The organism is Vulgatibacter sp., from assembly GCF_041687135.1.
Lineage (GTDB): Bacteria > Myxococcota > Myxococcia > Myxococcales > Vulgatibacteraceae > JAWLCN01.
The window spans coordinates 406,855-429,544 of record NZ_JAWLCN010000002.1 but is presented as its reverse complement, the minus strand read 5'-3'; the positions used below and the strand labels follow the sequence as shown (position 1 = coordinate 429,544).

Here is a 22,690-nt window from a genome sequence, read left to right as displayed (position 1 = left end):
TTCCCTGCCTGCCCGCCTGCTTCTGTCAGACGAAGGGATCGTCCGGCAGCTTGCCCCGGGGCTTGCGCTTGTGGCGCCAGCTCGTCGGCGGACCGTGGGTGCGCAGGATCTCGAGGTAGTCGATCGGCACCATCCGCGGCACCCGCTCCTGCACGCCAGCCACCACGGCGATCCGCTTGAGGAAGGACTCGACCACGTCGCCAGCAGGCCGGAGCGCGTCGATCACCGCGGCGTGGGCCTCGAAGGCGAGGCGCAGGGCGCTCACGTCCTCCTGCCGCGCGAGGCCGCGCCGCAGCAGATCCTGGAAGGAGTTGGCCAGGGAGACGAGCGAGTAGCCGTAGCCCTGCGAGAGCTCGGCGGCGATCCGGACCACCGCCAGCGGCCCGAGGTGCCCGTCGATCATCAGGAGCACCGCCGCCTGGAAGTAGTTGTAGATGGGCACGACCCGCGAGCCGTAATGGGCGAAGCGGGCAGGGGGCGTGTAGCCGTCGAGGTGGATGAAGATCCGGCCCACCGGATCGGATTTCTCCACCTCGGCCGCCACCGCGAGGGTGCGCTTCGCGTCCACGTCGTAGACGGAGCAGAGCCGGAGGATCTCCCCGAGCTCCTCCACCGAGACCCGGCCGGCGACGAGATCCGCGTAGAGCGAGTAGACGAAGGCATCCGCCTCCGCGTCGTCACCGAAGAGCGTCTCGGTCGCGGTGGCGGGGACGCGCTTGCGCCCCTCGAGCAGCGTCGGGAGTTTGTAGCCCACCTGATCGCGCAGGGCGCGGAAGCGGCCGCGGAGCAGGTTCTCCACGTTGGGCTTCAGGGTGAACTCGTCGAAGCTGACCCGGTCGAGGCGGAACTTCTCCTCGAGGGTCTTGCGCATCTGCCGGGGCGAGCCGCTGATGATGCAGATCCGCGATCCGGAAATCGTCTTGAGCTCGCGCATCAGCGCCGCGGAGCCGGCGACGTTCACCTTGGCGCCGGCCTTCTCCCAGGCGGCGCGGAGCAGCCCCCGCCAGCTGTCGAAGTCGGTGCGCAGGTAGGTCTTGTCGAGATCCCACCGGTAGACCTGTCGGATCTCGCCCACCCGTCATTCCCCCGCTGCGCGGAGCGGCGACTCGACCATCAGCCCTGCGATCGACTCGGGGACCTTCGCCGCCACCGCCTTCGCCGCCACCTTGCCCGCGTTGTAGATCGCCTGTTCCTTCGAGCGGCCGTGCGCCTTGATCACCAGCTTGTCGAAGCCGAGGATCGGCGCGCCGCCGTATTGCTCCCAATCGGTGAGCGCCTTCAGCTGCTTGATCCCGCCGCCCAGCATGGTGAGCCCCATGCGCCAGGAGAGCCGCTCCTTGTAGGCGTAGCGGGCGAGCTCGAGCACCGTCTCCGCCACGCCCTCCAGCATCTTGAGCACGACGTTGCCCACGAAGCCGCCGGTGACCACCACGTCGGCGGTGCCGAGGGGGATGTCGATCCCCTCGATGTTGCCGATGAAGTCGATGCCCGGCACCTGCTCCAGCCGCTCGTGGGCCTCGACGATGGCGGGCAATCCCTTGGCGGCCTCGGTGCCGTTGGAGAGCAGGGCGACGCGGGGCCGCGGGTTCTTGCTGATCACGCGGGCGTAGGCGGAGCCCATCACCGCGTAGGCGACGAGGTCGTCGGCGGTGGCCTCGAGGCCTGCGCCCACGTCGAGGATGAGCGAGAAGGGGTCCTGCTTCTCGCCGCGCGTGCTGGCGGTGGGGTAGACGGCGGCGAGGGCGGCGCGGCGCACGCCGGCGAGCAGACGGAAGGCGTGGGAGCAGGCGATCACCGCGGCGCCGGTGTTGCCGGCGGTGACCAGCGCGTCCGCGTGGCCGTCCGCCACCAGCTTCGCCGCCACGCAGATCGAGGCGTCCGGCTTCTGCGCCACGGCGTCGGCGGGCTTCTCGCCCATGCCGATCCAGGTGGGGGCGTGCCAGACGGCGATGCGCTCGGGGTTGTGGTGGGTGTCCGAGAGCAACGCGGAGATCTGCGGTTCGTCGCCGACGAGGAGGAGATCGAGCTGGGTCTCCAGCGAGAGGCGCGCAGCGCCCCGCACCACCTCCACCGGTGCGAAGTCTCCTCCCATGGCGTCGAGGGCGATCGTGGCGGGCCGCATAGGGAGCCATCGTAGCCGCTGCCACCGGGGGCGGAAAGCGGCGACCTCGTCGCCTGTGCAGCGAAACGAACTACAGGCCGAGGCAGGCCTGGACCTCCTCGCATTCGGCGAGGCAGCTGGCGGCGGCCGTGGTCTCGGCGAAGCAGGCCTGCGCGGCGCAGAGGTAGTCGATCCCCTCGGCGGTTGCGCAGCCGGCGCCTGCTGCGCAGGTGCCGAAGGCGATCAGGGCCTCGCCGCAGCCGTCGCCGAGGCCGCCGCAGGCGAGGAGCGCGCCTTCGATGCAGGCCTCGCAGGCCTCGCCGCCGCCGCTGCTGCAGGGGGCGCCTTCGGTTCCGCCGCCACCACCGCTGCCGCCCGAGCCGCCGGCACCGCCGCTGCCACCCGTGCCGCCAGCACCGCCGCTTCCTCCACCGGTGAGGGGCTGGCGATCGTTCTTCTCGTCGTTGCCACAGGCAGCGGCGACGAGGGCGAGGACGAAGACGGCTGCTGCAAGGCGCTGGTGCATGGCGTTCCCCTCCGGTGGACGAGGGGAGCGTAGCAGCGCCCCGGGCGGCGCGGGAACGCACGCCCCGCAAAATGGGAGCCCCGAAGAACGAGAAAGGCCCCGCCGCCGGAGCGACGAGGCCTTCTTGGACTCGAAAGCCTGCTTACTGGAGGCAGGCGTTCACGTCGTTCGGCTCGCAGGAGGTGCCCTCGTCGAGGCAGGTGCGGATGTCACCGTCCCAGTAGAGCGTGCAGATGGTGGAGCAGCCCTCCTGCGGGATCGCGCCGCCCTCGCCGTCGGGGAAGGCGAGCTCGCAGTCGACGTAGAGGCGCTCGCAGATGTCGTCGCACTGGGTCGCGTTGCAGGCGGCGAGGCCCGCGTCGGTGCACTCGGCAGTGGCCAGGCAGTTCAGCGTGGCCTCGTCGTTGTAGGCGCACGAGGTCTCGCACTCGGCGGCGGTCTCGAACGCACAGCCGACGAGGTTCTCGCAAGCCGACTCGCAGGCGGTGCCGACGCTGCCACCGGTGCCACCGGTACCACCCGTGCCACCGGTACCGCCGGTGCCGCCCGTGCCACCGGTACCGCCCGTGCCACCAGCGCCGCCGGTTCCGCCGACGCCGCCGGCGCCGCCGTTGTTGTCGTCGTCGTCGTCGTCGTCACCGCCGCAGGCGGTGGCAGCAAGGGCGAAGATCGAAAGCGCCAGGACAGCGTACTTGGAGATGTTGCGCATGCAGTGCTCCTCAGGCGGCGGCCCGCAGCGGTGCCGCCCAGCAGTTCCGCTCATCGCGGGGACCGTGTGGCTCTACTGCAATTCCCGGAGCAAGTCCACGAAACGGCCTCCAGGAGCGCTTTCGGGCGACTTCGGCGCAGGAAACCACGACACGCGTGTCGTCCTTTCGCCCCGGCCCGGGCTATTCGTCGCCGTCGCGGGAGAGGCCGGCGCCGCAGGGGGGCAGCTGCTCCACCTCGCGCAGCAGCACCGCGGGATCGCCGCCGAGGCGCCGCACCGCCCACGCCGCAGCGTCGCGCACACCCTCGTCCGGATCGGCGAGGCGCGCGGCGCAGGTCGCCAGCATCGAGCTGTCGCCGCTCGTCCCTGCGGCGATGAGCGCGTTGCGCACGGTGCCGAAATGCTTGGGCCGCGCCAGCGCCGTGCCCCGGGCCCGCTCCTCCCACTCCCCGTGCTCCATGGCGACGAGGCGCTCCAGCGGAACGTCCCAGAGGCCGCGCTCCCGCGGGGCGAAGCCCTTCTCCCGGGTCTGCTGGGCGAAGCGCTCGTTCCAGGGGCAGACCTCCTGGCAGAGGTCGCAGCCGAAGAGCCAGTCGCTCTTCCGATCGTCGGGCACCGGGCCGCGGTTCTCGATGGTCTGGTAGGAGAGGCAGCGCCCTGCGTCGACAACGTAGGGACGGGGGAAGGCCTTCGTCGGACACGACGGCATGCACGCGGAGCAGGCGCCGCAGAAGTTGGCGTGGGGCTCGTCGTAGGGATCGCAGGGCCTGTCGAGGACGAGGGAGCCCAGGAGCACCCAGGAGCCATGGGTACGCGTGATCAGCGTGCCGTTCTTGCCGATCCAGCCGATCCCCGCTTCCTGCGCCCACGGCTTCTCCGCGATCGGGCCCCAATCGACCGAGCCGTAGGTGCCGAGGCCCGGATCGGCGGCGTGGAGCGCCTTGCGGATCTTCCGCAGCTTGCGGCGCAGGATCGAGTGGTAGTCGGTGCCGCGGGCATAGCGCGCCACGCGGCCACCGGGCTGCGCGGCGTCGAAATAGGAGAGGGCGAAGACCGCCACCGCCTCCGCGCCGGGAAGGAGCAGGCGCGGATCGGTGCGCCGCTCGTCCCGCATCCACTCCATGTCGGCGTGGAGCCCCTCGGCGAAGAAGCGCTCGAAGGGCGCGGGATCGAGGGCCCGCGCCGGCGCGATGCCCACGCGATCGACGCCGGCCTCGGCGCCGAGCCGGCGCACCAGCGCGCCGCGTTCTTCCGGTGTCAGTGTCACGATGCAGGGGCAACCGGCGGGGAGGTCAGCGCGTTTCCTGCCGCCGCGGCGCGCTCCACTTCGGCTCCTCGATCCCGGCCCGGTGGTTCACCAGCCGGGCGAGCATGAAGAGCAGATCGGAGAGCCGGTTCAGATAGACGATCACCTGCTCGCGGACCTGGGTGTGGCCGGCGAAGGTGACGAGCCGCCGCTCCGCCCGCCTGCACACGGTGCGGGCGAGGTGGAGGTGGGCGGCGCCCGGGTGGCCGCCGGGGAGGATGAAGTTCTTGAGCGGCTCCACCTCGGCGTCGATCTCGTCGATGATCGTCTCCATCGCCGCGATCTCGCCCTGGTCCACCGGCACGAACATCTTCCGCATCGCTTCGGCGTCCGGGGTGGCGAGCTCGGCGCCGAGGACGAAGAGCTCGTCCTGGATCCGCCGGATCCAGGCCTTCACCTGTGCGTCGGTGATGGCGCTCTCCGCCGCGCCGAGGCAGGCGTTGAGCTCGTCGACCTCGCCGTAGGCCTCGACGCGCAGATCGTCCTTGCGCACGCGGCCGCCGCCGAAGAGGCCCGTCTCACCCTTGTCGCCGGTCTTCGTATAGATGCGGAACGTCACGTTGCTTTCCTCCCGAGGGCCGGGAGCATAGCCGCGACGCCCCGCCGCCGCAGCGATTCGTTCGAGCGAGTTGCTACGCCGCGCCGACCGCGTCGCGCGGCGCTGCCGTCTGGGCCGCGGCGTGGATCCGCAGGCGCGAGAGCTCGACGTACTCCTTCTCGCGCTCGAAGCCGATGTAGCGCCGGCCCGCAGCGACCGCTGCCACGCCGGTGGTGCCGGAGCCGCTGAAGGGATCGACCACCAGCGCGCCGGGCTCGGTGGAGCAGCGCACGATGCGGTCGAGGAGCGAGAGCGGCTTCTGGGTCGGGTGGCTGCCCAGCACCTTCTCCCGCTTCGCCGGGGTGGGCAGGCTCCAGACCACCTGCTCGCCGTCGGGCTCCGGCACCTGGTAGTCCAGGTTCCAGACGTCGCGCATCTGCTTGCCGCCGTTCTCCGCCTTCATCTGCCGGTAGTTGAAGGTGTGGAGGAGCTTCTTGCTGCGCTGCGGGGCGGCCCAGATCACCAGCTCGGTGGAGTGGGTGAAGAAGCGGCAGGCGAGGTTCGGCGCTGCGTTGGGTTTGTACCAGGTCACCGTGTTGAGCAGGTGGTAGCCCAGCTCCTGGAGCGCGAAGCCGATCGAGAAGATCACGTGCTGCGTGCCGGAGACCCACAGGGTCCCGGTGGGCTTCAGGGCGCGCTGCGCCTCGCGGAGCCAGGCGAGCTGGAACTCGTGGTCGGTGGCCAGCCCCCGGGACGCGTCCCAGCCGCCCTTGTTCACGCTGGCCCGCTTGCCGCCCTTGCAGGTGAAGCCGCCGTTGGAGAGGTGGTACGGCGGATCCGCGAAGACGAGGTCGACGCTCTCGTCCGGCAGGCGGGCGAGAAGGTCGATGCTGTCGCCCTTCACGACCCGGTAGAGGTCGTCGTGGCCAGCGGAGGCGGGGAAGAGGGAGATCGGGTCGGCGCGCATGCGCCAACTCTTGCGCCCCGGGATCCCCGAAGGCAAGGCAGGCATGATCCGCGGATCATAGCTGCCTGTGGAAAACGCGACGGAGGGTCGGGTTCTGGTGCAGCCTTTGGCCCGATCCCTGATCGCCCGATCAGGCCCCTCCTGTGATCTAGCTGTGGGCTGGCGCCAGCCGCCCGCAGGAACGAGAGACGCCCGGCGGCCACGAGGGCAGCGCCGGGCGCCAGGTCTGCGGGGGCTGCTACTTCGCCACGGGCGCGGGCGTTGCGGCCTTGGCGGGCTGCGCCGCCTTGTCGGGGTGGAAGCCGCGGACGTAACCGACCAGCGCGTCGATCTGCTCCGGGGTGAGCTTGCCCTTGTAGGCCTTCATCTTCGTATCGGGCACGCCGTTGGTGATGGCGTCGCGGATCTCGTCGTCCGCGTGGCGGCCCTGCCAGGCGGCGTCGGCGAACGAGTCGATCTCGTGCTTCTTGCCCATCTTGGTCTCGGCCTTGCCGTCGGCGCCGTGGCAGTTCTTGCACTTCTTCAGGTAGACCTGCTCGACGTCGCTAGCGGCGGCCTTGTCGGCTGCGCCTGCTGCCAGGGGCGACGCGAGGAGCGCCGCTGCGAGGATCGAGGGGATACGACGAACCATGGATTCCTTACCTCCTTGGCGGTCGGCGCCGCCGCTGCAGTCGGAGGATAGGACGAAGCCGCCCGCCAATGCATTCTCCGGGGCAACAAAGGCTTAACTGCATGAATACGCTCTACTTCGACCACAACGCCTCCACCCCGGTGCTGCCCCGGGTCCGCGACGCCCTGCTGCTCGCGCTGGACGAGGGCTTCGGCAACCCCGGTGCGCCCCACGCGTACGGCAGGCGGGCGAAGGCCTTCGTCGAGGTGGCGCGGGGGCAGGTGGCCTCCCTCCTCGGGGCCGCCCCCGACGAGATCGTCTTCACCGGCGGCGCCACCGAGTCGAGCAACCTCGCGCTCCGGGGCACGGCGCTCCTCGCCGGCGTGCCCTGGCTCACCCTCCTCACCAGCGCGGTGGAGCATCCGGCGACGGTGGAGCCGGCGAAGGTGCTGCAGCGGCAGGGGGCCACCTGGATCCGGCTGCCCACCACCGCCGCCGGCACCGTCGACGAGGCGGCGGGGCTCGAGGCGATCGGCGCGCTGCAGGGCCCGGCGATCGTCTCGCTCATCCTGGCGCAGAACGAGACCGGCGTGATCCAGCCCGTGGCCCGGCTCGCCGCAGCCGCCAGGGAGAAGGGCGCGGTGGTCCACGTCGACGCGGCGCAGGCGGTGGGGAAGATCCCGGTCTCGGTGGAGGCGCTGGGCGCCGACCTGCTCTCGCTCGCGGGCCACAAGCTCTACGCCCCCAAGGGCGTCGGGGCCCTCTACGTGCGGCGGGGCACCAGGATCGCGCCGCTCGTGGTGGGGGCAGGGCACGAGGGTGGTCTGCGCCCCGGCACCGCGAACGTGAGCAGCATCGCCGCCCTGGGCGCAGCCTGCGCCCTCGCCGCCGACGACCTCGAGCGGGAGGCGGCGCGGCAGCGCGCGCTGCGCGACAGGCTGGAGATGCACCTCGCCACCGGGGGCTTCGTCGTCCACGGCGCCGGAAGCGAGCGGCTCCCCAACACCACCAACGGCCGCTTCCCGGGGGCCCGGGGCGGGGCGCTCCTCGACGCGGTGCCGGCCATCGCCGCCACCACCGGCAGCGCCTGCCACGCAGGCGAGGAGCAGCCGTCCGCGGTCCTCACCGCGATGGGGCTCGCTGCGGAAGAGGCCCTCGGCGCGATCCGGCTCTCGCTCGGACGCGGCACCACCGAGGCCGACGTCGATCGGGCAGCGGCGGCACTCGTCGCTGCAGCCGCCCGCCTGTCCGCCGGTTGTTGACCGACTTTCGTTGGCAGAGAAAGGGCCCTCGACTAGAAGAGGGCACCTATGGCCAACAAGCGACCCCGCAGCATCGCCGCGCTGCTCAAGATCCTGCAGCCCTTCGAAGCCTTCGTCCGCGTGGAAGCCCTCGGGGGCACCCTGCTCATCATCGCCTCCGTGATCGCGCTGATCTGGGCGAATTCGGAGGCGAGCGCCAGCTACGTCGCCCTCTGGGAGCGGCCCTTCACCCTCGGGCTCGAGGGCGCCGCGCTACAGAAGCCGCTGATCCTCTGGATCAACGATCTGCTGATGGCGGTCTTCTTCCTCCTCGTCGGCCTCGAGATCAAACGCGAGCTGCTGGTCGGTGAGCTCAACACCGCCCAGAAGGCGATCCTCCCGGCCCTCGCCGCGGTCGGCGGCATGGTCGTGCCGGCGCTGATCTACTACGCCGTCGCCCACGAAGGCCCCGCCGCCTCGGGCTGGGGCGTGCCGATGGCCACCGACATCGCCTTCGCCATCGGCGTGATGCGCCTGCTCGGCAACCGCGTGCCCAACAGCCTCGTGGTCTTCCTCACCGCGCTGGCGATCATCGACGACCTGGGCGCGATCCTCGTCATCGCCATCTTCTACTCGGGGGCGCTGAAGACCACCGCGCTCCTCTGGGCCGCCGTCTTCATCGCGGTGCTGGTGGTGATGAACCGCTTCGGCATCCGCCGCCCCGCGCTCTACCTCTTCGCCGGCATCCCGCTCTGGGTGGCGATCCTGAAGAGCGGCATCCACGCCACCATCGCCGGCGTGATCGTGGGCTTCTGTGTGCCGGCCACCTCGCAGTTCAGCCTGGCCAGCATCCTCGCCGACGCGAAGCAGCTCCTCGGCGTCGCCAGCAACAAGACCGCGCCGAAGGAGACCGTGGAGGCGTCGCTGCGCGCGTTGGAGAAGCGCTTCGACGACGCCGAGTCGCCCCTCTCCAACCTGGAGCACGCGCTCCACCCCTACGTCGCCTACGCGATCGTGCCGATCTTCGCCCTGGCCAACGCCGGCGTGGTGCTCCTCGGCGCGTCGCCGGCGCTGCTGCTCGAGCCGGTCTCCCTCGGCGTGATCCTCGGCCTCACCCTCGGCAAGCCGATCGGCGTGGTGGGCATCAGCGTGCTCACGGTGAAGATGGGCTGGGCGAAGCTGCCCGCCGGGGTGACCATGCGCCACCTCGTCGGCGCCGGCCTGCTCGCGGGCATCGGCTTCACGATGTCACTCTTCGTGGCGGGGCTGGGCTTCGAGGTCGGCTCGATCTACCACACGGAGGCGAAGGTCGGGATCCTGGCCGCCTCGGTGATCGCCGGGCTCGCGGGGCTGCTGGTGCTCCGCTCCGCGAAGCCGGTGGTGGCAGCGGAGACGTCGGCGCCCGCCTCGCTCCAGACCTCGCCCTAGCTGCGGAGCCGCGCTGCCGGGCGCTCCTCGAGGAGCGCCCGGATGGCGTCGACCACGGCGTCCGGCTTCTCCATCGGCAGGAATTCGGAGGCGTCGGGGATCTTCTCGACCGCCGATCCGAGCACGCCCCGCCAGGCCTCCGCGAGGCCGACGCCGACCACCGGATTGCTGTTCGCCCCGGCGATGAGGACGCGCACCGGCCCCGAGACCAGGGGCAGCAGCTCCGCTGCGCGGTGGAGCGCCGGCGACATGCCGAGGAGGGTGGCGGAGCGCTCCGCGGCGAGGGCGAGCATCCGCTCCACCCGCGCGGCGATGGTCGCGTAGTCGGGGCCGAAGGGGTAGACGAGGAGCGGGATCAGGCTCTTGCCGACAGCGGGGCTCCACGCGTGCCGGACGATGCGCTCCAGGCCCCGTGCCCTCTCGAGGAACTCCGCGTCGAGGGTCGGGGGGCCCGGCGCCACCATCACCGTACCGCGCACCCGATCGCCGAGGACGGCGGCGAGCTCGAGGGCGATGTGGGCGCCGATCGAGGCGCCGAGCAGGACCAGCGGGCCTTCGGGCAGCTGCGCCGCCAGATCCTGCACGAGGTGGGCGAGGGTGCCGTCTCCGCGCTCGGTGAGGGCGATCAGGTCCGGCGCCAGGAACTCTAGGTCGGGGGCCGCCTGCCGGACCTCGTCCCACATGGCCGGTGTTACCGCTGCGGCGTGCAGTGCGACGATGGTTGCTGGCATCTGTCGCTCCCTGGGCTCAGGTGGATTTCGGGGCAGCGTCGATCCGCGGCGGTGCGGCGGCGAAGGCGCGCAGCTCCGCGACGATCTTCTCCGGCGCCTCGATCGGAAGCCAGTGGCGGGTCTGGGCGATGAGCTCCACCGCGCCGGGGCCGAGGGCCTTCGTCCAGTCGGCGATCAGCGTTTCCCCGAGGAAGGGATTGATGCATTCGGCAGCGAAGAGGGCGCGGACCGGGGCGACGAGGCGCTTCAGCGCCAGATTGCCGTCGGGAAAATCCGCGCCCAGCTGCACCAGCGGCGCGCAGCTCACGGTGGCAGCGATCCGCAGCATCGCCTCCGCCTGCTGCGCCGCCCGCCTGCCCCGGAGGCCGTCCCGGTGGACCATGATCGGCGTCCAGGCGAGGACCTCGTCCACCCCCATCTCCGCCGCCAGGAGCCTGGCGAACTGCCGGGTTCGCTCCCGGTAGACGGCGTCGGGGCGGAGCGGCAGGGGGCTCGTGAGCAACACACCACGCACACGGTCGCCCAGCTGCGCCGCCAGCTCGAGAGCGATGTTCGCGCCCACCCCACAGCCGGTGAGGAGCACCGGCCCCTCCGGGACGATCCCCGCGAGGGCCCGGAGCAGGGACCCCAGCCTGCCGCCCACCGCGAGGGTGAGTGCCACGAGGTCGGGCGCAACCAGATCGAGCTCGTGGGCCGTCGTCGACACGTCCCGGTAGAGCGCCGCGGTCGCGGCGGAGCCGTGGAGCGCGAGCACCCGGGGGCGGAGCACCTTCTTCATCGGGTTCCTTCAGGGATCAGACAGCAGATCAAGACGACTACCCATGTCGGTGGGATGCCACCCGGATCACACGGGCTCGAGCGGCAGGCCGGCGAGCTCCCGCGCCTCCCGCTGCAGCGCCGGGTCGACGTAGATCCGCGCGATCCGGACCTCCCGCTCGTAGCGGCGGAAGAGCGGGGTGTACTCCTCCAGCGGCACGAAACGGCGCTGGTCGGGGACGTGGACCCAGATCGTGCTGGTGGCTCCCGACTCGCCGAAATATTTCGAAACCATGCCCAGCGACTCGGTGGCGAAGTGCTCGATCCCCGCGCGCTCGAGGCGGCCGACGATCTCCACCAGGTCGTAGCCGGTGTCGTAGGGATTGGCCTCGATCAGCAGCCGGAAGGGATGCCGGTTGGCGATCCGCTGGGCCCAGCGGTTCTTCGAGGCCCGCAGGACCGTGAGCAGCTGCACGTCGTCGCAGCGCAGGTAGGCGGCGGGGGCCGAGGGGATCTCGAACTCGCCGGGGGCCTCCCGGTAGTAGAGCCGCAGCATCCGGTCGAAGCAGATGGGCGTGCGGTGGTAATAGACCGAGAGGAACATGTGGTAGCGCGAGAGGAGGAAATCCTCGAACGCGAAGATCGCCCGATTCCCCACCGCCAGCTCGGCGACGCCGTCGTGGACGTGGGCGCCCAGATGCCCCACGAGCCAGTCGAGGTCGTAGTTGCCGTAGTTGACGCCGGTGTAGAAGGAGTCGCGGAGGAGGTAGTCCATCCGATCCGCGTCGAGCTCGCTCGAGACCACCTGCCGCAGGAGCGGGCCGTAGTCGATCCCGCGCACGGTGAAGTAGGGACCGCCTGGGCCCGGTACGCCGGCGACGAGGGAGCCGATTGCCTCCGGCGGCAGGTCGAGGGGGCGGTAGGCGGCCCGGAGCAGGTCGGTGAGCTCCGAGTCGAGGAGGAGCTTCAGCGTGAAGTCCTCGTGGTTCGCCTGGCCGGCGCTGCTGCCACCCGTGGCCCAGAGCGGCAGGGCGAGCCGCGCCCGCTGCGGCATGATCGACTCGGACGCGTGGGAGAAGGGGGCGTGGCCGAGGTCGTGGAGGAGCACCGCCACGCGGAGCGCCGACCGCAGGCGCGGGCGCTCCGCCTCGGGGAGCGCCGGCAGCCGCGCGCAGATCGCGTCGAAGATCTTGCCCGAGAGGTGGGCGGCGCCCAGGGCGTGGGCGTAGCGGGTGTGGCTGGCGCCGGGGAAGGCGAGATCCGCGAAACCGAGCTGCCGCACCGAGCGCAGGCGCTGGAAGAAGGGCGAGTCGACCACCGCCCTTTCGCGCTCGTCGATGGCGATCGAACCGTGGATGGGATCGCGGATCTGCGTCACCGGGGCAAAGTGGCAGGCCTCGGTCCCCGGTTCAATGGCGTATGCTCGGGCGATGGCTTTTCTCGTTCTCGGCGCCGGCTTCACCGGGCAGCGGGTGGCGGCCCGCCTCCTCGCGGCAGGGGAGACGGTCCACGTCACCACCCGCGATCCCGCGCGGCTCGCCGCGCTGCCGGGGGCAAGGATCCACCGGCTCGACGTGGCGGACCCCGGGAGCCTCTGGGCCCTCGCTTCCGACCTGCCCCGGGGGCTTCGGGTCCTCCACTCGGTGCCGGTCCTCGAAGGGGAGGCGGGGCCCTTCGATCCGACCCCGGCGCTCCTCGAGGCCCTGGGGGAGCTGCCGGCGCGGGTGGTCTACCTCTCCACCACCGGGGTCTACGGCGGGCAGGCGGTGGTGGACGAGAAGACGGAAGTGGCGCCGGCGAGCGCGCGCACCAGGCTGCGGGTGGAAGCGGAGCGGGCGGTGGCGCGGGGGCCCTGGTCCTGGATGGTGCTCCGGCCCGCGGCGATCTACGGGCCCGGGCGGGGCGTCCACCTCTCCATCGCCAGCGGGCGCTACCGCCTCGCTGGCGATGGCTCCAATTTCGTCTCCCGGATCCACGTGGACGATCTCGCGGCCGTGGCGGTGGCGGCGCTGCGCAGCGACGAGGTCGGCGCCTTCCCGGTGGCGGACCTCGAGCCTGCCCGGGCCCGCGAGGTGGCCGCCTTCTGTGCCGCACGCTTCGGTCTGCCCATGCCGCCCTCCGCGCCGCCCGCATCGCTCCACGAGACCCTGCGCTCCGATCGGCGGGTGGATGGACGGGCCATCTTCCGGCGCCTCGGCGTGGAGCCTGCCTTCCCCACCTTCCGCGAGGGGATCCCGGCTGCGGCAGCAGCGACCTGAATGCTTGCTGCAGCAGCAGTTGAGGCAGGCATTTCGCTCGTGCACACTGCGGCGCATCGATGAAGATCACCGTCCTGTACAACCGCGACTTCGACCACCAAGCGCCCCAAGACGACCCCGGCTTCGCTGCCCGGGCCGAGGTCGAGGGCGTTGCCGAAGCGGTGGCCGCGGCCCTCTCCGCCCACGGGGCCGAAGCGAACCTGCTGCCGGTCTTCGGGCATGCCTTCCGCTTCGTCGCCCGCCTCGCCGAGGATCCGCCGGATCTCGTCTTCAACCTCTGCGAGTCGCTGGCTGGTGACGCGCGGGGCGAGCTGGCGGTACCCGCGATCCTCGACACGCTCGGCGTGCCCTACACGGGCTCGCCAGCGGTGGCGATCGCCCTGGCGCTCCACAAGCACAAGGCCAAGGAGATCCTCGCTGCGGCAGGTGTGCCGGTCCCTGCAGGTGCGGTGATCCGCCGGCTCGAGGAGGCGGCGCAGCTCGGGCTGCCCTTCCCGCTGATGGTGAAGCCCGCCCGCGAGGATGCGTCGGTCGGCATCTCGCGGCGGAGCGTGGTGCACAACCACGAGGAGCTGCAGCAGCAGGTCGCCTTCGTGCTCGAGACCCACCGCCAGGAAGTGGTGGTCGAGCAGTACGTCGAGGGGCGCGAGATCTACGTGGCCCTGCTCGGCAACGATCCGCCGGAGCTCCTGCCGCTGACGGAGATCGACTTCTCCGCGCTTCCCTCCGACCGGCCGCGGATCGTGACCTACGAGGCGAAGTGGGCCAGCGGCTCGGTGGAGGACGTGGGCACCGCGCCGCGCCTGGTCGAGCTGGAGGACGAGGCGACGAGGCAGCGGGTGGAGCAGGTGGCCCGCACCGCCTTCCGCGCCCTGGAGCTCCGGGATTATGGCCGGATCGATCTGCGGCTCGCAGCCGACGGCACGCCCTACGTCATCGACGTCAACGCCAACTGCGCCCTGGCGCCCGATGCAGGCTACGCCCGCGCCGCCGCAGCGGCGGGGCTGCCCTACGACGCCCTGATCGGCAGGCTCGCCGAGATCGCCAGGAAGAGGACCCATGCAGATCCGCATTGGCAGGCGGAGCGACCTGCGCCCACTCGTCGCGCTGCTCAGCCGCATCGAGAACTTCACGCCAGAGGAAGTCGCGTGCGCCGTGGAGCTCCTCGAGCTGGCCGTCGGCGCAGAACCTGACGAGCACGTCGATTACAAATTGCTCGTGGCGGAAGTCGACGGGGCGCTGGCGGGCTACGTGCTCTACGGGCCCACGCCGATGACCGAGGCGACCTTCGACCTCTACTGGATCGCCTCGGATCCCGCCTTCCGCGGCAAGGGGGCAGGCTCGCGCCTGGTCGTCGCCATGGAGGCGGAGGTCCTCCGCCGCGGCGGCTGCCAGGTCCGCATCGAGACCTCTTCGCTGGGCGAATACGCCGCGACCCGGGCCTTCTACGATCGCCACCGCTACCACGAGGCGAGCAGGCTCCCGGATTTCTACAAGGCGGGCGACGACCTGGTCACCCTCTACAAGCGGCTGCGCTGAACGGACCCCGCCCGGTGCCTACGGTATCGGGAGGAGGTGCGACACATGCCGAAGAGGAGTGCGGACGACCGCATCCGCCGCGCCAGGGCGGCGGGCCACACCGCGACGATCAAGGCGGACGACCCCGGGGTGCAGCCGAAGGAGGTCCTGAGCAGCCACGCTGCCAAGAAGAGCCGGTGGAACATCGGCGAGGGCTATCCCGAGGGCCGTACGGTGAGCCACAAGAGCCCGCCCCACACCGGCGCGATGCGGAGCCCGCCGCTGGACGGCGAGGCGGAGTCGGTGTTGCCGGCGGATCGGCGTGCGGCGCTGCCGCGGGAGGAGCGGGAGGCGGAGCGGATCCGGATGGGCCACCGCGACGACAGGCTCTCGCCCAGCGGCAAGAAGCGCGGCCAGTTCTGACTTTCGGCGGTGCGGGGGCATTGGGTACCCTGCGCCGCCTATGAGCGAAGCGATCGAAGGGCTCGAATTCACCCCGCCGCCAGCGAAGATCCGCGACGCGGCGGCGGTGATCCTGGTGCGCCGGCAGGAGGGCCCGGACCGGGAGGTCTTCTGGGTCCGGCGCGGCGAGAAGCTCACCTTCTCCGGCGGCTTCTACGCCTTTCCCGGCGGCAAGGTCGACAAGGGCGACGCGGCGGTGCCGATCGAGAACTGCCCGGCGGACGAGGTGGCCCTGCAGGTCTGCGCGCTGCGCGAGACCTTCGAGGAGACCGGCGTGCTCCTCGCCCGCGGTGCGGAGCGGCTCGGGGCCGGCAGGCTCGATGAGCTGCGCCGCGAGCTCCTCGGCGGCGCGTCCTTCGCGGCGCTGCTCGCAAGCGAGGGGCTCGTCCTCGACGGCAGGGCGCTCTTCCCAGCAGGCAGGTGGCTGACGCCGCCCTTCTCGCCGGTGCGTTTCGACGCCCGCTTCTATCTGGCCTACGTACCGGCGGGCCAGACGGCGGAGGTGATCCCCGGGGAGCTCTCCGACGGCGGTTGGATCCGGCCGCACGAGGCGCTCGCCCGCTGGGAGGCGGGGACGGCGCTGCTCCACCCGCCCAACCACCATGCCCTCGCCACGCTGGCGGGCTTCGCGCCGGAGGCGGCGCTGCCCAGGCTGCGGACGCCGCCCTTCTGCGGCGCCGACCACGTGGTGGAGCGGATCGAGTTCCAGCGGGGGATCCTCCTGCTGCCCCTGCGCACGCCGACCCTGCCGCCGGCGCAGCACACCAATTGCTGGGTGGCGGGGACCGGGGAACTGGCCCTCATCGACCCGGGTTCGCCCTGGGCGGAGGAGCAGGCGCTGCTGGAGCGCCACCTGCGGGAGCTGATCGCCGAGGGGCGCAAGCCGAAGTACGTGCTGGTGACCCACCACCACGGCGACCACGTCGGCGCCGCGGTGGAGATCGGCAGGCGCCTCGGGATTCCGGTCTGGGGCAGCGCCGAGACCGCCGCCCGGGTGCCCGGGGTCGAGGGGCGCCTCGCCGACGGCGACGTGATCGAGCTCTGCGGGCCGCTCTCGATGCGGCTGCGGGCGATCCTCACCGAGGGGCACGCGGACGGCCACCTCTGCTTCCTGGAGGAGCGGACGGGGGCGCTCTTCGCCGGCGACATGGTGGCGGGCGGCTCCACCATCGTGATCGATCCGCCCGAGGGCGACATGGGCCGCTACCTCGCCTCGTTGCGCCGTCTGCTCGAGCTGCAGGCCGGCGTCCTCTACCCGGCCCACGGCTTCCCCATCCCGGACGGCCCGGCGAAACTCGCCGCGTACCTCGGGCATCGGGAGAGCCGCATGGAGCAGATCCGGGGCGCGGTGGCGCAGGGCGCGAGCGCCCTTGCCGACATCGTGGAAAGGGTCTATTCGGACACGCCGGCGTTCCTCCACCCGGTCGCGGAACGGAGCGCGCTCGCCTCGCTGATCGAGCTGGAGAAGCGGGGCCAGGCGCGCCGGACCGACCGGGGCTGGACGGCTCTTTAGCCCTTGAGACTGCAGCAGCGCGAAAGGAAACACAGCAAATGCCCGTGATCGAGAGCACTCCCGAGATGGTGCGTGGCGTCTACGAGCGCACGCGCAAGAACCTCGCGACCGTCCGTGCCCGCCTGAACCGGCCGCTGACCCTCGCCGAGAAGATCCTCTTCGGCCACCTCGACGATCCGAAGGGCCAGGAGCTCGAGGCCGGCAAGGCCTACCTGCAGCTCCGCCCGGATCGCGTGGCCATGCAGGACGCCACCGCGCAGATGGCGCTGCTGCAGTTCATGCAGGCGGGCAAGCCGGAGGTCGCCGTCCCCTCCACCGTGCACTGCGATCACCTGATCCAGGCCCGGACCGGCGCGCTCAACGACACCAACGCCGCCTCGATCGAGAACAAGGAGGTCTACGACTTCCTCTCCAGCGTCTCGGCGAAGTACGGCATCGGCTTCTGGAAGCCGAGCTCCGGCATCATCCACCAGGTGGTCCTCGAGAACTACGCGTTCCCGGGTGGCCTGATGGTCGGCACCGACTCGCACACCCCCAACGCCGGCGGTCTCGGCATGGCGGCGGTGGGCGTGGGCGGCGCCGACGCGGTGGACGTGATGGCGGGCTTCTCCTGGGAGGTCCTCCAGCCGAAGCTCATCGGCGTGAAGCTCGTTGGCGAGCTGAACGGCTGGGCGGCGCCGAAGGACGTGATCCTCAAGCTCCTCGGCATCCTCACCGTCAAGGGCGGCACCAACCGGATCGTCGAGTACTTCGGCCCCGGCGCCAGGGCGCTGTCGTGCACCGGCAAGGCCACGATCACCAACATGGGCGCCGAGCTCGGCGCGACCACCTCGGTCTTCCCCTACGACGCGGCGATGGAGCGCTACCTGCGCGGCACCGAGCGTGCGGCGATCGCCGACGTGGCCAACGAGTACGCCGATCTGCTCGCGGCGGACGCCGAAGTCGAGGCGAACCCCGAGAAGTTCTACGACCAGGTGATCGAGATCGACCTCTCGACCCTCGAGCCCCACGTGGTCGGGCCCCACACCCCCGACCTCGCCAGGCCCGTCTCCGAGCTGAAGAAGGCGGCGATGGAGGAGGGCTACCCGCTCAACCTCACCTCGGCGCTCATCGGCTCGTGCACCAACTCCTCCTACGAGGATCTCACCCGCGCCGCCGACCTGGCGAAGCAGGCTGCCGACGCCGGCGTGAAGGCGAAGGCGAAGCTCTGGATCTCGCCGGGCTCCGACCAGATCTTCGAGACGATCAAGCGCGACGGCCAGATGGCGGCGTTCGAGGGCATGGGCGGCGTGGTGCTCTCCAACTCGTGTGGTCCCTGCATCGGCCAGTGGAAGCGCGAGGACATCCAGAAGGGCACGAAGAACTCGATCATCACCTCGTTCAACCGGAACTTCCGGGCCCGCAACGACTCGAACCCCGAGACCTTCGCCTTCATCGCCTCGCCCGAGATCGTGCTGGCGTTCGGCCTCGCCGGCCGCCTCGACTTCGATCCGATGAGCGACGAGATCGACGGCGTCAAGCTGCAGGCCCCCGCCAAGGCGCCGGACCTGCCGGCACAGGGCTTCGTCAAGGCGTTCGGCGGCTACCAGGCCCCCGCCGCCGACGGCGCCTCCGTCGAGGTGGCGGTCTCGCCCACCAGCGAGCGCCTCCAGCTCCTCGCCGCCTTCGCTGCGCCGAAGGCCGACGAGTACGCCGAGATGCCGCTCCTCGTGAAGACGAAGGGCAAGACCACCACCGATCACATCTCGCCCGCAGGCCCGTGGCTGCGCTTCCGCGGCCACCTCGACCGGATCAGCGACAACATGCTGACCGGCGCGATCAACGCCTTCTCCGGCGACGCCGGCGTGGCGAAGAACGCCTTCTCCGGCGAGGTCGGCGCGGTCCCCGCCGTCGCCCGCGACTACAAGGCCCGTGGCCTCAAGTGGGTCGTCGTCGGTGATGAGAACTACGGCGAGGGCAGCTCCCGCGAGCACGCGGCGATGAGCCCGCGCTTCCTCGGCGCCGGCGCGATCATCGTCCGCTCCTTCGCCCGCATCCACGAGACCAACCTGAAGAAGCAGGGCGTGCTGCCGCTCACCTTCAAGGACGCTGCGGATTACGAGAAGGTTCGCGAGGGCGACAGGGTCTCGCTGCAGGACGTCTTCGCCATCGCCCCGGGCAAGCCGGTGGTGGCGGTGCTCCACCATGCCGACGGCTCCACCGAGTCGATCGAGCTGAAGCACACCTGCAACGCCGAGCAGATCGCCTGGTTCAAGGCGGGCTCCGCGCTCAACATCCTCCGCGGCAACTGATCGCGGTCGCGTAGCGCGAAAAGGGCCTCCGTCCGCTGGTCGCGGGCGGAGGCCCTTCGTGCAGGTGGGGGCTGCGATGGAACGGATCGATCGCTGGCAGAACCTGGTGAGCGGCGCGTTCCGGCTCGGCGAGGCGGGCGGCGGGGAGAAGCCCGACGCTGCCCGCGAGTATCTGGACAACGTGCTCGAGGTCTTCGGTCCCGGGATCGATCCGCTCGAAGACTGGGAGGGCTACGCCGTGCGGCGCATGGCGCTCGCCCTCCGCGAGGCGCTCTCGGAGCGTTGATCAGAGATCGAACTGGCCGGCGGCCTCGGGCTGCCAGAGCACCTCGACGATGCGCAGCCGCTTGGACCTGCCGTTCGGCATCGGCCAGTCGATCGAGTCGCCGGCACGCAGGCCGATCAGCGCCGCGCCGATGGGCGCGAGGATCGAGATGCGCCCCTCGGCCGCGGAGGCATCCTGCGGGTAGACGAGCGTCGCCTCCCGCTCGCTGCCGTTGGTCTCGTCCACGAAGCGCACGCGCGAGTTCATCGTCACCACGTCGGCAGGGATCTCCTCCGGCGCGACGACCTGCGCCCTGGCGAGCTCCGCCTCGAGGGCCTCTGCAGCTGCCAGATTGCGTTCGGCGGCGACACCCTCGATGAGCGCGTGGAGCCGTCCGAGATCCTGCTGGGTGACGACGATGCTGCGTTCCATGGGGTCGTTCTCCGTCTGCCGGCACCATGCCGGTGTTACGCCGCGCCGAGCGGAAGGCGTAGATCGTTCGAACCGCCGGGCGCTCCCGTTTCTTCCCGCCTGATGATATGACGCTCGGCCCATGAGGTCCTATCTCGAGCTCCTGCGCCACGTGCGCGAGGCCGGCGTGCAGCGGGGCGATCGCACCGGCACCGGCACCTTGAGCATCTTCGGGCACCAGCTGCGCTTCGACCTGCGGCAGGGCTTCCCGGCGGTGACCACCAAGAAGCTCTTCTGGAAGGGCGTGGTCGGGGAGCTCCTCTGGTTCCTGCGCGGCGAGGGAAACGCGCGCTGGCTGCAGGAGCACGGCATCGGCATCTGGGACGAGTGGGCGAAGGAGAACGGCGACCTTGGCCCGGTCTACGGCGTGCAGTGGCGCTCATGGCCTACCGCCGACGGCGGCCACGTCGATCAGCTGGCGAAGGTGATCGAGGAGATCAAGGTCCGGCCCAGCTCGCGGCGGCTCCTCGTCAGCGCCTGGAACGTGGCCGATCTGCCGAAGATGGCCCTCGAGCCCTGCCACGTGCTCTTCCAATTCTACGTGGCCGACGGGCGGCTGAGCTGCCAGCTCTACCAGCGCAGCGCCGACCTCTTCCTCGGCGTGCCCTTCAACATCGCCTCCTACGCGCTGCTCACCCACATGGTGGCGCAGGTCTGCGATCTGGAGGTGGGCGACTTCGTCCACACCTTCGGCGACGCGCACATCTACCTGAACCACCTCGAACAGGTGGACGAGCAGCTGCGGCGGGAGCCGCTGCCGCTGCCCACGCTGCAGCTCGATCCTTCGGTGCGCTCCATCGACGACTTCCGCTTCGAGCACATCCGGCTCGAGGGCTACCAGTCCCATCCCGCGATCAAGGCACCGGTGGCCGTATGAAGCTGACCGCGATCGTCGCCGCCGCCGAGAACGGCGTGATCGGCAAGGGTGGCCAGATGCCCTGGCACCTGCCCGCCGACCTGAAGCACTTCAAGCTCCGCACCATGGGCCGACCGGTGGTGATGGGCAGGAAGACCTGGGAGGCGATCGGCAAGCCGCTACCGGGGCGCCTGAACGTCGTGTTGACCAAGCAGGCGGACTGGTCCGCCGAGGGCGCCGTCGTCGCCCATTCGCTCGACGAGGCGCTCTCGCTACCAGAGGTGGCCGGCGCCGAAGAGGTGATGATCATCGGCGGCGCGCAGCTCTTCGCCGAGGCGCTCCCGCGCTGCGACGAACTCGAGCTCACCCGCGTCCACGCCGAGGTGGAGGGCGACGCCTTCTTCACCTTCGACGAGTCCGCGTGGCAGCTCGACGCGAGCGAGGGCATGACCCCGGACGATAAGCACCCCTGGGCCTTCACCTTCGAGACCTGGATCCGCCGCCGCTGATCACGCCGCTTGCGGCGCTCCCGGTTCGGGCGCCTGGTGTCGCGCTGCCGCCGCGAGGCCCCCGCAGAGGTCCTGCCACAGCGCCTCCGCCATCGCAGGCTCGAGGACCCGGCTGATCTCGAGGTGCATGAGCCCGTGCACCCGCGTGTACCAGGCGACGCCCTCCTGCTCCGTTCCCAGCCGGGCCAGGTCCGGCCAGAACCACCCGACGAGTTCCTCCTGCTTCGCCACGGGATAGGGGCTGTCGTGGCGGAACGTGAACGCGAACGAGCCCGGCTCCATCCGCCAGAACGAACGATAGGCCCGGGCCTGTGCCACGAGCCGGAAGGCGCCGGCGCCCGGCCGGGCGGCGACCCGTAGGCTGGCGCGGAGCTCCCCCAATACCTCCCGTGCCACGTGCTGCCTGACGTCCTCCACGTTGCAGATGTAGTTGTAGAAAACCCCTGCCGAGCAGCCGAGCCCCCTGGCGATGTTGCGAAGCGACACCGCCGCCGGACCGCCCACCCGCAGCAGCCTGCGGCCCTCCTTCATCATCTCCTCGTATGCGTTCTTCACCTTCCCGACTCCACGTGCCATCGGCAGCCCTCCCCTGGGACGAGGGAACGTAGCAGCCGCCTCCGACATTGGGCCGCGACGCGGCCTGCGGTGCAGCTGTGTTGCCCGTCGCCATCGGACGGCCGGGGCGTCGGCACGGAGGCGGTTCCCTGCGTGCAGGTGTGCCGGTAGCGGCCTACCCCGGACAGGAGCGCCCTGCCGCAGCGCCACGGGGGGAGGGGTTGTACGGCGTTCAGTCGTCCCGCCCGCCCGATTCGCGTGCAGCGCCGGCAGGGCGCCTCCTACGGTGTGCAGCAATCCCGCGCCTTCGAACACCGTTCACGCGACGAGCGCCGCTCTCGTCGCGCGCCTGCAGCGGACCGGCAACGCCCTGCAGCCGCGGCACGGCGGTCGGCGAAGCCGCACTCGCGGCGGGCCCTGCGGCGGAACCCACGAAGGAAAGCTCGAGGCAGAACGCGGCAGCGCTCGTGACGGAACCCGCGACGGAGTGCGTGACGGAACCCGCGACGGAGCGCGAGACGGAACCCGCGACGGCGCTCGTGACGGAAGCCGCGACGGAGCGCGTGACGGAACCCGCGATGAAGGCCGCGACGAAGCCGCCGACGAACCCGTCGACGTAGGCGCGAGGGATTCACGACGTCCACATCGATCCTGCGACGCAGGCCGCGACGGATCCAGCGACGGATCCAGCGACGGATCCTGCGACGGATCCAGCGACGGATCCTGCGATGGAGGCCACGTAAGTCGCGACGGGACCTGACCTGATGGCCGCGCCGGAATTGCGCCCGGGGCTGCGTCCCTATCGACCGAGGCTGCGGACGGGACCTACGTTGCAAGCCGAGTTGGAATCCGCGTCAAAATTGGTATCGCAATCCGCGTCGGATTTTGCGCCGGAATCGGGCCAGGCTCGGCACCGATATCCACCTTCGCGTGCGCGACCCGCGTTCGCGGCGACCCGCGTTCGCGGCGACCCGCGTTCGGAATCCGCATCGGACTCCACGCGGTACCGGCCTCACTCGCGTCGCAATGCGCAGGCGGAACCCCGCGACGAAAAGTACGACGGAGAGGCCGCCGCTCAT

24 protein-coding genes are annotated in these 22,690 nt (G+C 71.0%); 11 read left to right on the top strand and 13 right to left on the bottom strand.

All coding sequences use genetic code 11. The annotated features are described in order from the left end of the window. Nucleotides 1-25 precede the first annotated feature (25 nt). The 8 genes from ACESMR_RS05680 to ACESMR_RS05645 form a co-directional block, all read right to left on the bottom strand. Nucleotides 26-1,075, bottom strand: coding sequence for a hypothetical protein (locus tag ACESMR_RS05680; RefSeq protein WP_373045824.1), 1,050 nt, complete (start codon nucleotides 1,073-1,075; stop codon nucleotides 26-28). 3 nt (nucleotides 1,076-1,078) lie between these two features. Further along, nucleotides 1,079-2,122: a phosphate acyltransferase PlsX gene (plsX, locus tag ACESMR_RS05675; RefSeq protein ID WP_373045823.1), complete on the bottom strand. Its 1,044-nt coding sequence runs from the start codon at nucleotides 2,120-2,122 to the stop codon at nucleotides 1,079-1,081. Nucleotides 2,123-2,192: 70 nt separating this feature from the next. Further along, nucleotides 2,193-2,627: a hypothetical protein gene (locus tag ACESMR_RS05670; RefSeq protein WP_373045821.1), complete on the bottom strand. Its 435-nt coding sequence runs from the start codon at nucleotides 2,625-2,627 to the stop codon at nucleotides 2,193-2,195. 142 nt (nucleotides 2,628-2,769) lie between these two features. Beyond that, nucleotides 2,770-3,336, bottom strand: a complete 567-nt coding sequence (locus ACESMR_RS05665; RefSeq protein ID WP_373045820.1) for a hypothetical protein — start codon at nucleotides 3,334-3,336, stop codon at nucleotides 2,770-2,772. Nucleotides 3,337-3,517: 181 nt separating this feature from the next. Next, the gene (gene queG / locus ACESMR_RS05660) at nucleotides 3,518-4,603 is read right to left on the bottom strand and encodes a tRNA epoxyqueuosine(34) reductase QueG (protein ID WP_373045819.1); all 1,086 of its coding nucleotides are present in this window, start codon (nucleotides 4,601-4,603) and stop codon (nucleotides 3,518-3,520) included. A 25-nt stretch (nucleotides 4,604-4,628) separates the two neighbouring features. Beyond that, entirely contained in the window at nucleotides 4,629-5,201 is a 573-nt protein-coding gene (locus ACESMR_RS05655; RefSeq protein ID WP_373045817.1) for a cob(I)yrinic acid a,c-diamide adenosyltransferase, read from the bottom strand. Nucleotides 5,202-5,274: 73 nt separating this feature from the next. Then, nucleotides 5,275-6,147, bottom strand: coding sequence for a DNA-methyltransferase (locus tag ACESMR_RS05650; RefSeq protein WP_373045816.1), 873 nt, complete (start codon nucleotides 6,145-6,147; stop codon nucleotides 5,275-5,277). Between the two features lie 238 nt (nucleotides 6,148-6,385). Continuing rightward, complete coding sequence (locus ACESMR_RS05645; RefSeq protein ID WP_373045815.1) at nucleotides 6,386-6,778, bottom strand: c-type cytochrome; 393 nt, start codon at nucleotides 6,776-6,778, stop codon at nucleotides 6,386-6,388. Between the two features lie 101 nt (nucleotides 6,779-6,879). On the opposite strand from ACESMR_RS05645, the gene ACESMR_RS05640 reads away from it, so the two are divergent. Both ACESMR_RS05640 and nhaA read left to right on the top strand, forming a co-directional pair. Then, complete coding sequence (locus ACESMR_RS05640) at nucleotides 6,880-8,019, top strand: cysteine desulfurase family protein (protein ID WP_373045813.1); 1,140 nt, start codon at nucleotides 6,880-6,882, stop codon at nucleotides 8,017-8,019. Nucleotides 8,020-8,067: 48 nt separating this feature from the next. Next, on the top strand, nucleotides 8,068-9,426 hold the full coding sequence (gene nhaA / locus ACESMR_RS05635; protein WP_373045812.1) for a Na+/H+ antiporter NhaA: 1,359 nt from the start codon (nucleotides 8,068-8,070) through the stop codon (nucleotides 9,424-9,426). On the opposite strand, the gene ACESMR_RS05630 is transcribed toward nhaA, so the two are convergent. From ACESMR_RS05630 to ACESMR_RS05620, 3 genes are all read right to left on the bottom strand, one after another. After that, a complete protein-coding gene (locus tag ACESMR_RS05630) occupies nucleotides 9,423-10,157 on the bottom strand; it encodes an alpha/beta fold hydrolase (protein ID WP_373045811.1) in 735 nt (244 codons plus the stop codon). The two genes, nhaA and ACESMR_RS05630, sit on opposite strands and share 4 nt — an antisense overlap. 16 nt (nucleotides 10,158-10,173) lie before the next feature. Then, on the bottom strand, nucleotides 10,174-10,935 hold the full coding sequence (locus ACESMR_RS05625; RefSeq protein ID WP_373045809.1) for an alpha/beta fold hydrolase: 762 nt from the start codon (nucleotides 10,933-10,935) through the stop codon (nucleotides 10,174-10,176). Between the two features lie 66 nt (nucleotides 10,936-11,001). Then, a complete protein-coding gene (locus ACESMR_RS05620) occupies nucleotides 11,002-12,291 on the bottom strand; it encodes an HD domain-containing protein (protein ID WP_373045808.1) in 1,290 nt (429 codons plus the stop codon). Nucleotides 12,292-12,343: 52 nt separating this feature from the next. On the opposite strand from ACESMR_RS05620, the gene ACESMR_RS05615 reads away from it, so the two are divergent. From ACESMR_RS05615 to ACESMR_RS05585, 7 genes are all read left to right on the top strand, one after another. After that, nucleotides 12,344-13,171: an NAD-dependent epimerase/dehydratase family protein gene (locus ACESMR_RS05615; protein WP_373045807.1), complete on the top strand. Its 828-nt coding sequence runs from the start codon at nucleotides 12,344-12,346 to the stop codon at nucleotides 13,169-13,171. Between the two features lie 59 nt (nucleotides 13,172-13,230). After that, nucleotides 13,231-14,364 carry an ATP-grasp domain-containing protein gene (locus ACESMR_RS05610; protein ID WP_373045806.1) on the top strand — a complete coding sequence of 378 codons (1,134 nt, stop codon included), beginning with the start codon at nucleotides 13,231-13,233 and terminating at the stop codon, nucleotides 14,362-14,364. Further along, entirely contained in the window at nucleotides 14,327-14,710 is a 384-nt protein-coding gene (locus tag ACESMR_RS05605) for a GNAT family N-acetyltransferase (protein ID WP_373045804.1), read from the top strand. The genes ACESMR_RS05610 and ACESMR_RS05605 overlap by 38 nt, the downstream gene beginning before the upstream one ends. A gap of 45 nt (nucleotides 14,711-14,755) precedes the next feature. Beyond that, entirely contained in the window at nucleotides 14,756-15,112 is a 357-nt protein-coding gene (locus ACESMR_RS05600) for a hypothetical protein (RefSeq protein ID WP_373045803.1), read from the top strand. Nucleotides 15,113-15,152: 40 nt separating this feature from the next. Next, complete coding sequence (locus ACESMR_RS05595; RefSeq protein ID WP_373045801.1) at nucleotides 15,153-16,664, top strand: MBL fold metallo-hydrolase; 1,512 nt, start codon at nucleotides 15,153-15,155, stop codon at nucleotides 16,662-16,664. 44 nt (nucleotides 16,665-16,708) lie between these two features. Further along, nucleotides 16,709-18,955, top strand: a complete 2,247-nt coding sequence (locus ACESMR_RS05590) for an aconitate hydratase (protein ID WP_373045800.1) — start codon at nucleotides 16,709-16,711, stop codon at nucleotides 18,953-18,955. Nucleotides 18,956-19,031: 76 nt separating this feature from the next. After that, nucleotides 19,032-19,241, top strand: coding sequence for a hypothetical protein (locus ACESMR_RS05585; RefSeq protein ID WP_373045798.1), 210 nt, complete (start codon nucleotides 19,032-19,034; stop codon nucleotides 19,239-19,241). Here the strand turns inward: ACESMR_RS05585 and rnk are convergent, their stop codons facing one another. Continuing rightward, nucleotides 19,242-19,652: a nucleoside diphosphate kinase regulator gene (gene rnk / locus ACESMR_RS05580; protein ID WP_373045797.1), complete on the bottom strand. Its 411-nt coding sequence runs from the start codon at nucleotides 19,650-19,652 to the stop codon at nucleotides 19,242-19,244. Nucleotides 19,653-19,773: 121 nt separating this feature from the next. Here rnk and ACESMR_RS05575 point away from each other — a divergent pair, with 121 nt between their 5' ends. Then, nucleotides 19,774-20,568, top strand: coding sequence for a thymidylate synthase (locus ACESMR_RS05575; protein ID WP_373045796.1), 795 nt, complete (start codon nucleotides 19,774-19,776; stop codon nucleotides 20,566-20,568). Further along, entirely contained in the window at nucleotides 20,565-21,056 is a 492-nt protein-coding gene (locus tag ACESMR_RS05570) for a dihydrofolate reductase (protein ID WP_373045794.1), read from the top strand. Before ACESMR_RS05575 ends, ACESMR_RS05570 begins: the two co-directional genes overlap by 4 nt. On the opposite strand, the gene ACESMR_RS05565 is transcribed toward ACESMR_RS05570, so the two are convergent. Then, entirely contained in the window at nucleotides 21,057-21,632 is a 576-nt protein-coding gene (locus tag ACESMR_RS05565; protein WP_373045793.1) for a TetR/AcrR family transcriptional regulator, read from the bottom strand. Between the last annotated feature and the right edge of the window lie 1,058 nt (nucleotides 21,633-22,690).

Excerpts from the sequence above, each read along its gene's own strand:
- ACESMR_RS05585 (WP_373045798.1), top strand. The coding sequence starts at position 19,032 with ATGGAACGGATCGATCGCTGGCAGAACCTGGTGAGCGGCGCGTTCCGG.
- rnk (WP_373045797.1), bottom strand. The coding sequence starts at position 19,652 with ATGGAACGCAGCATCGTCGTCACCCAGCAGGATCTCGGACGGCTCCAC.
- ACESMR_RS05600 (WP_373045803.1), top strand. The coding sequence starts at position 14,756 with ATGCCGAAGAGGAGTGCGGACGACCGCATCCGCCGCGCCAGGGCGGCG.
- ACESMR_RS05615 (WP_373045807.1), top strand. The coding sequence starts at position 12,344 with ATGGCTTTTCTCGTTCTCGGCGCCGGCTTCACCGGGCAGCGGGTGGCG.
- nhaA (WP_373045812.1), top strand. The coding sequence starts at position 8,068 with ATGGCCAACAAGCGACCCCGCAGCATCGCCGCGCTGCTCAAGATCCTG.
- ACESMR_RS05645 (WP_373045815.1), bottom strand. The coding sequence starts at position 6,778 with ATGGTTCGTCGTATCCCCTCGATCCTCGCAGCGGCGCTCCTCGCGTCG.
- ACESMR_RS05565 (WP_373045793.1), bottom strand. The coding sequence starts at position 21,632 with ATGGCACGTGGAGTCGGGAAGGTGAAGAACGCATACGAGGAGATGATG.
- ACESMR_RS05595 (WP_373045801.1), top strand. The coding sequence starts at position 15,153 with ATGAGCGAAGCGATCGAAGGGCTCGAATTCACCCCGCCGCCAGCGAAG.
- ACESMR_RS05665 (WP_373045820.1), bottom strand. The coding sequence starts at position 3,336 with ATGCGCAACATCTCCAAGTACGCTGTCCTGGCGCTTTCGATCTTCGCC.
- plsX (WP_373045823.1), bottom strand. The coding sequence starts at position 2,122 with ATGCGGCCCGCCACGATCGCCCTCGACGCCATGGGAGGAGACTTCGCA.
- ACESMR_RS05625 (WP_373045809.1), bottom strand. The coding sequence starts at position 10,935 with ATGAAGAAGGTGCTCCGCCCCCGGGTGCTCGCGCTCCACGGCTCCGCC.
- ACESMR_RS05630 (WP_373045811.1), bottom strand. The coding sequence starts at position 10,157 with ATGCCAGCAACCATCGTCGCACTGCACGCCGCAGCGGTAACACCGGCC.
- ACESMR_RS05670 (WP_373045821.1), bottom strand. The coding sequence starts at position 2,627 with ATGCACCAGCGCCTTGCAGCAGCCGTCTTCGTCCTCGCCCTCGTCGCC.
- ACESMR_RS05610 (WP_373045806.1), top strand. The coding sequence starts at position 13,231 with ATGAAGATCACCGTCCTGTACAACCGCGACTTCGACCACCAAGCGCCC.
- ACESMR_RS05570 (WP_373045794.1), top strand. The coding sequence starts at position 20,565 with ATGAAGCTGACCGCGATCGTCGCCGCCGCCGAGAACGGCGTGATCGGC.
- ACESMR_RS05575 (WP_373045796.1), top strand. The coding sequence starts at position 19,774 with ATGAGGTCCTATCTCGAGCTCCTGCGCCACGTGCGCGAGGCCGGCGTG.
- ACESMR_RS05640 (WP_373045813.1), top strand. The coding sequence starts at position 6,880 with ATGAATACGCTCTACTTCGACCACAACGCCTCCACCCCGGTGCTGCCC.
- ACESMR_RS05650 (WP_373045816.1), bottom strand. The coding sequence starts at position 6,147 with ATGCGCGCCGACCCGATCTCCCTCTTCCCCGCCTCCGCTGGCCACGAC.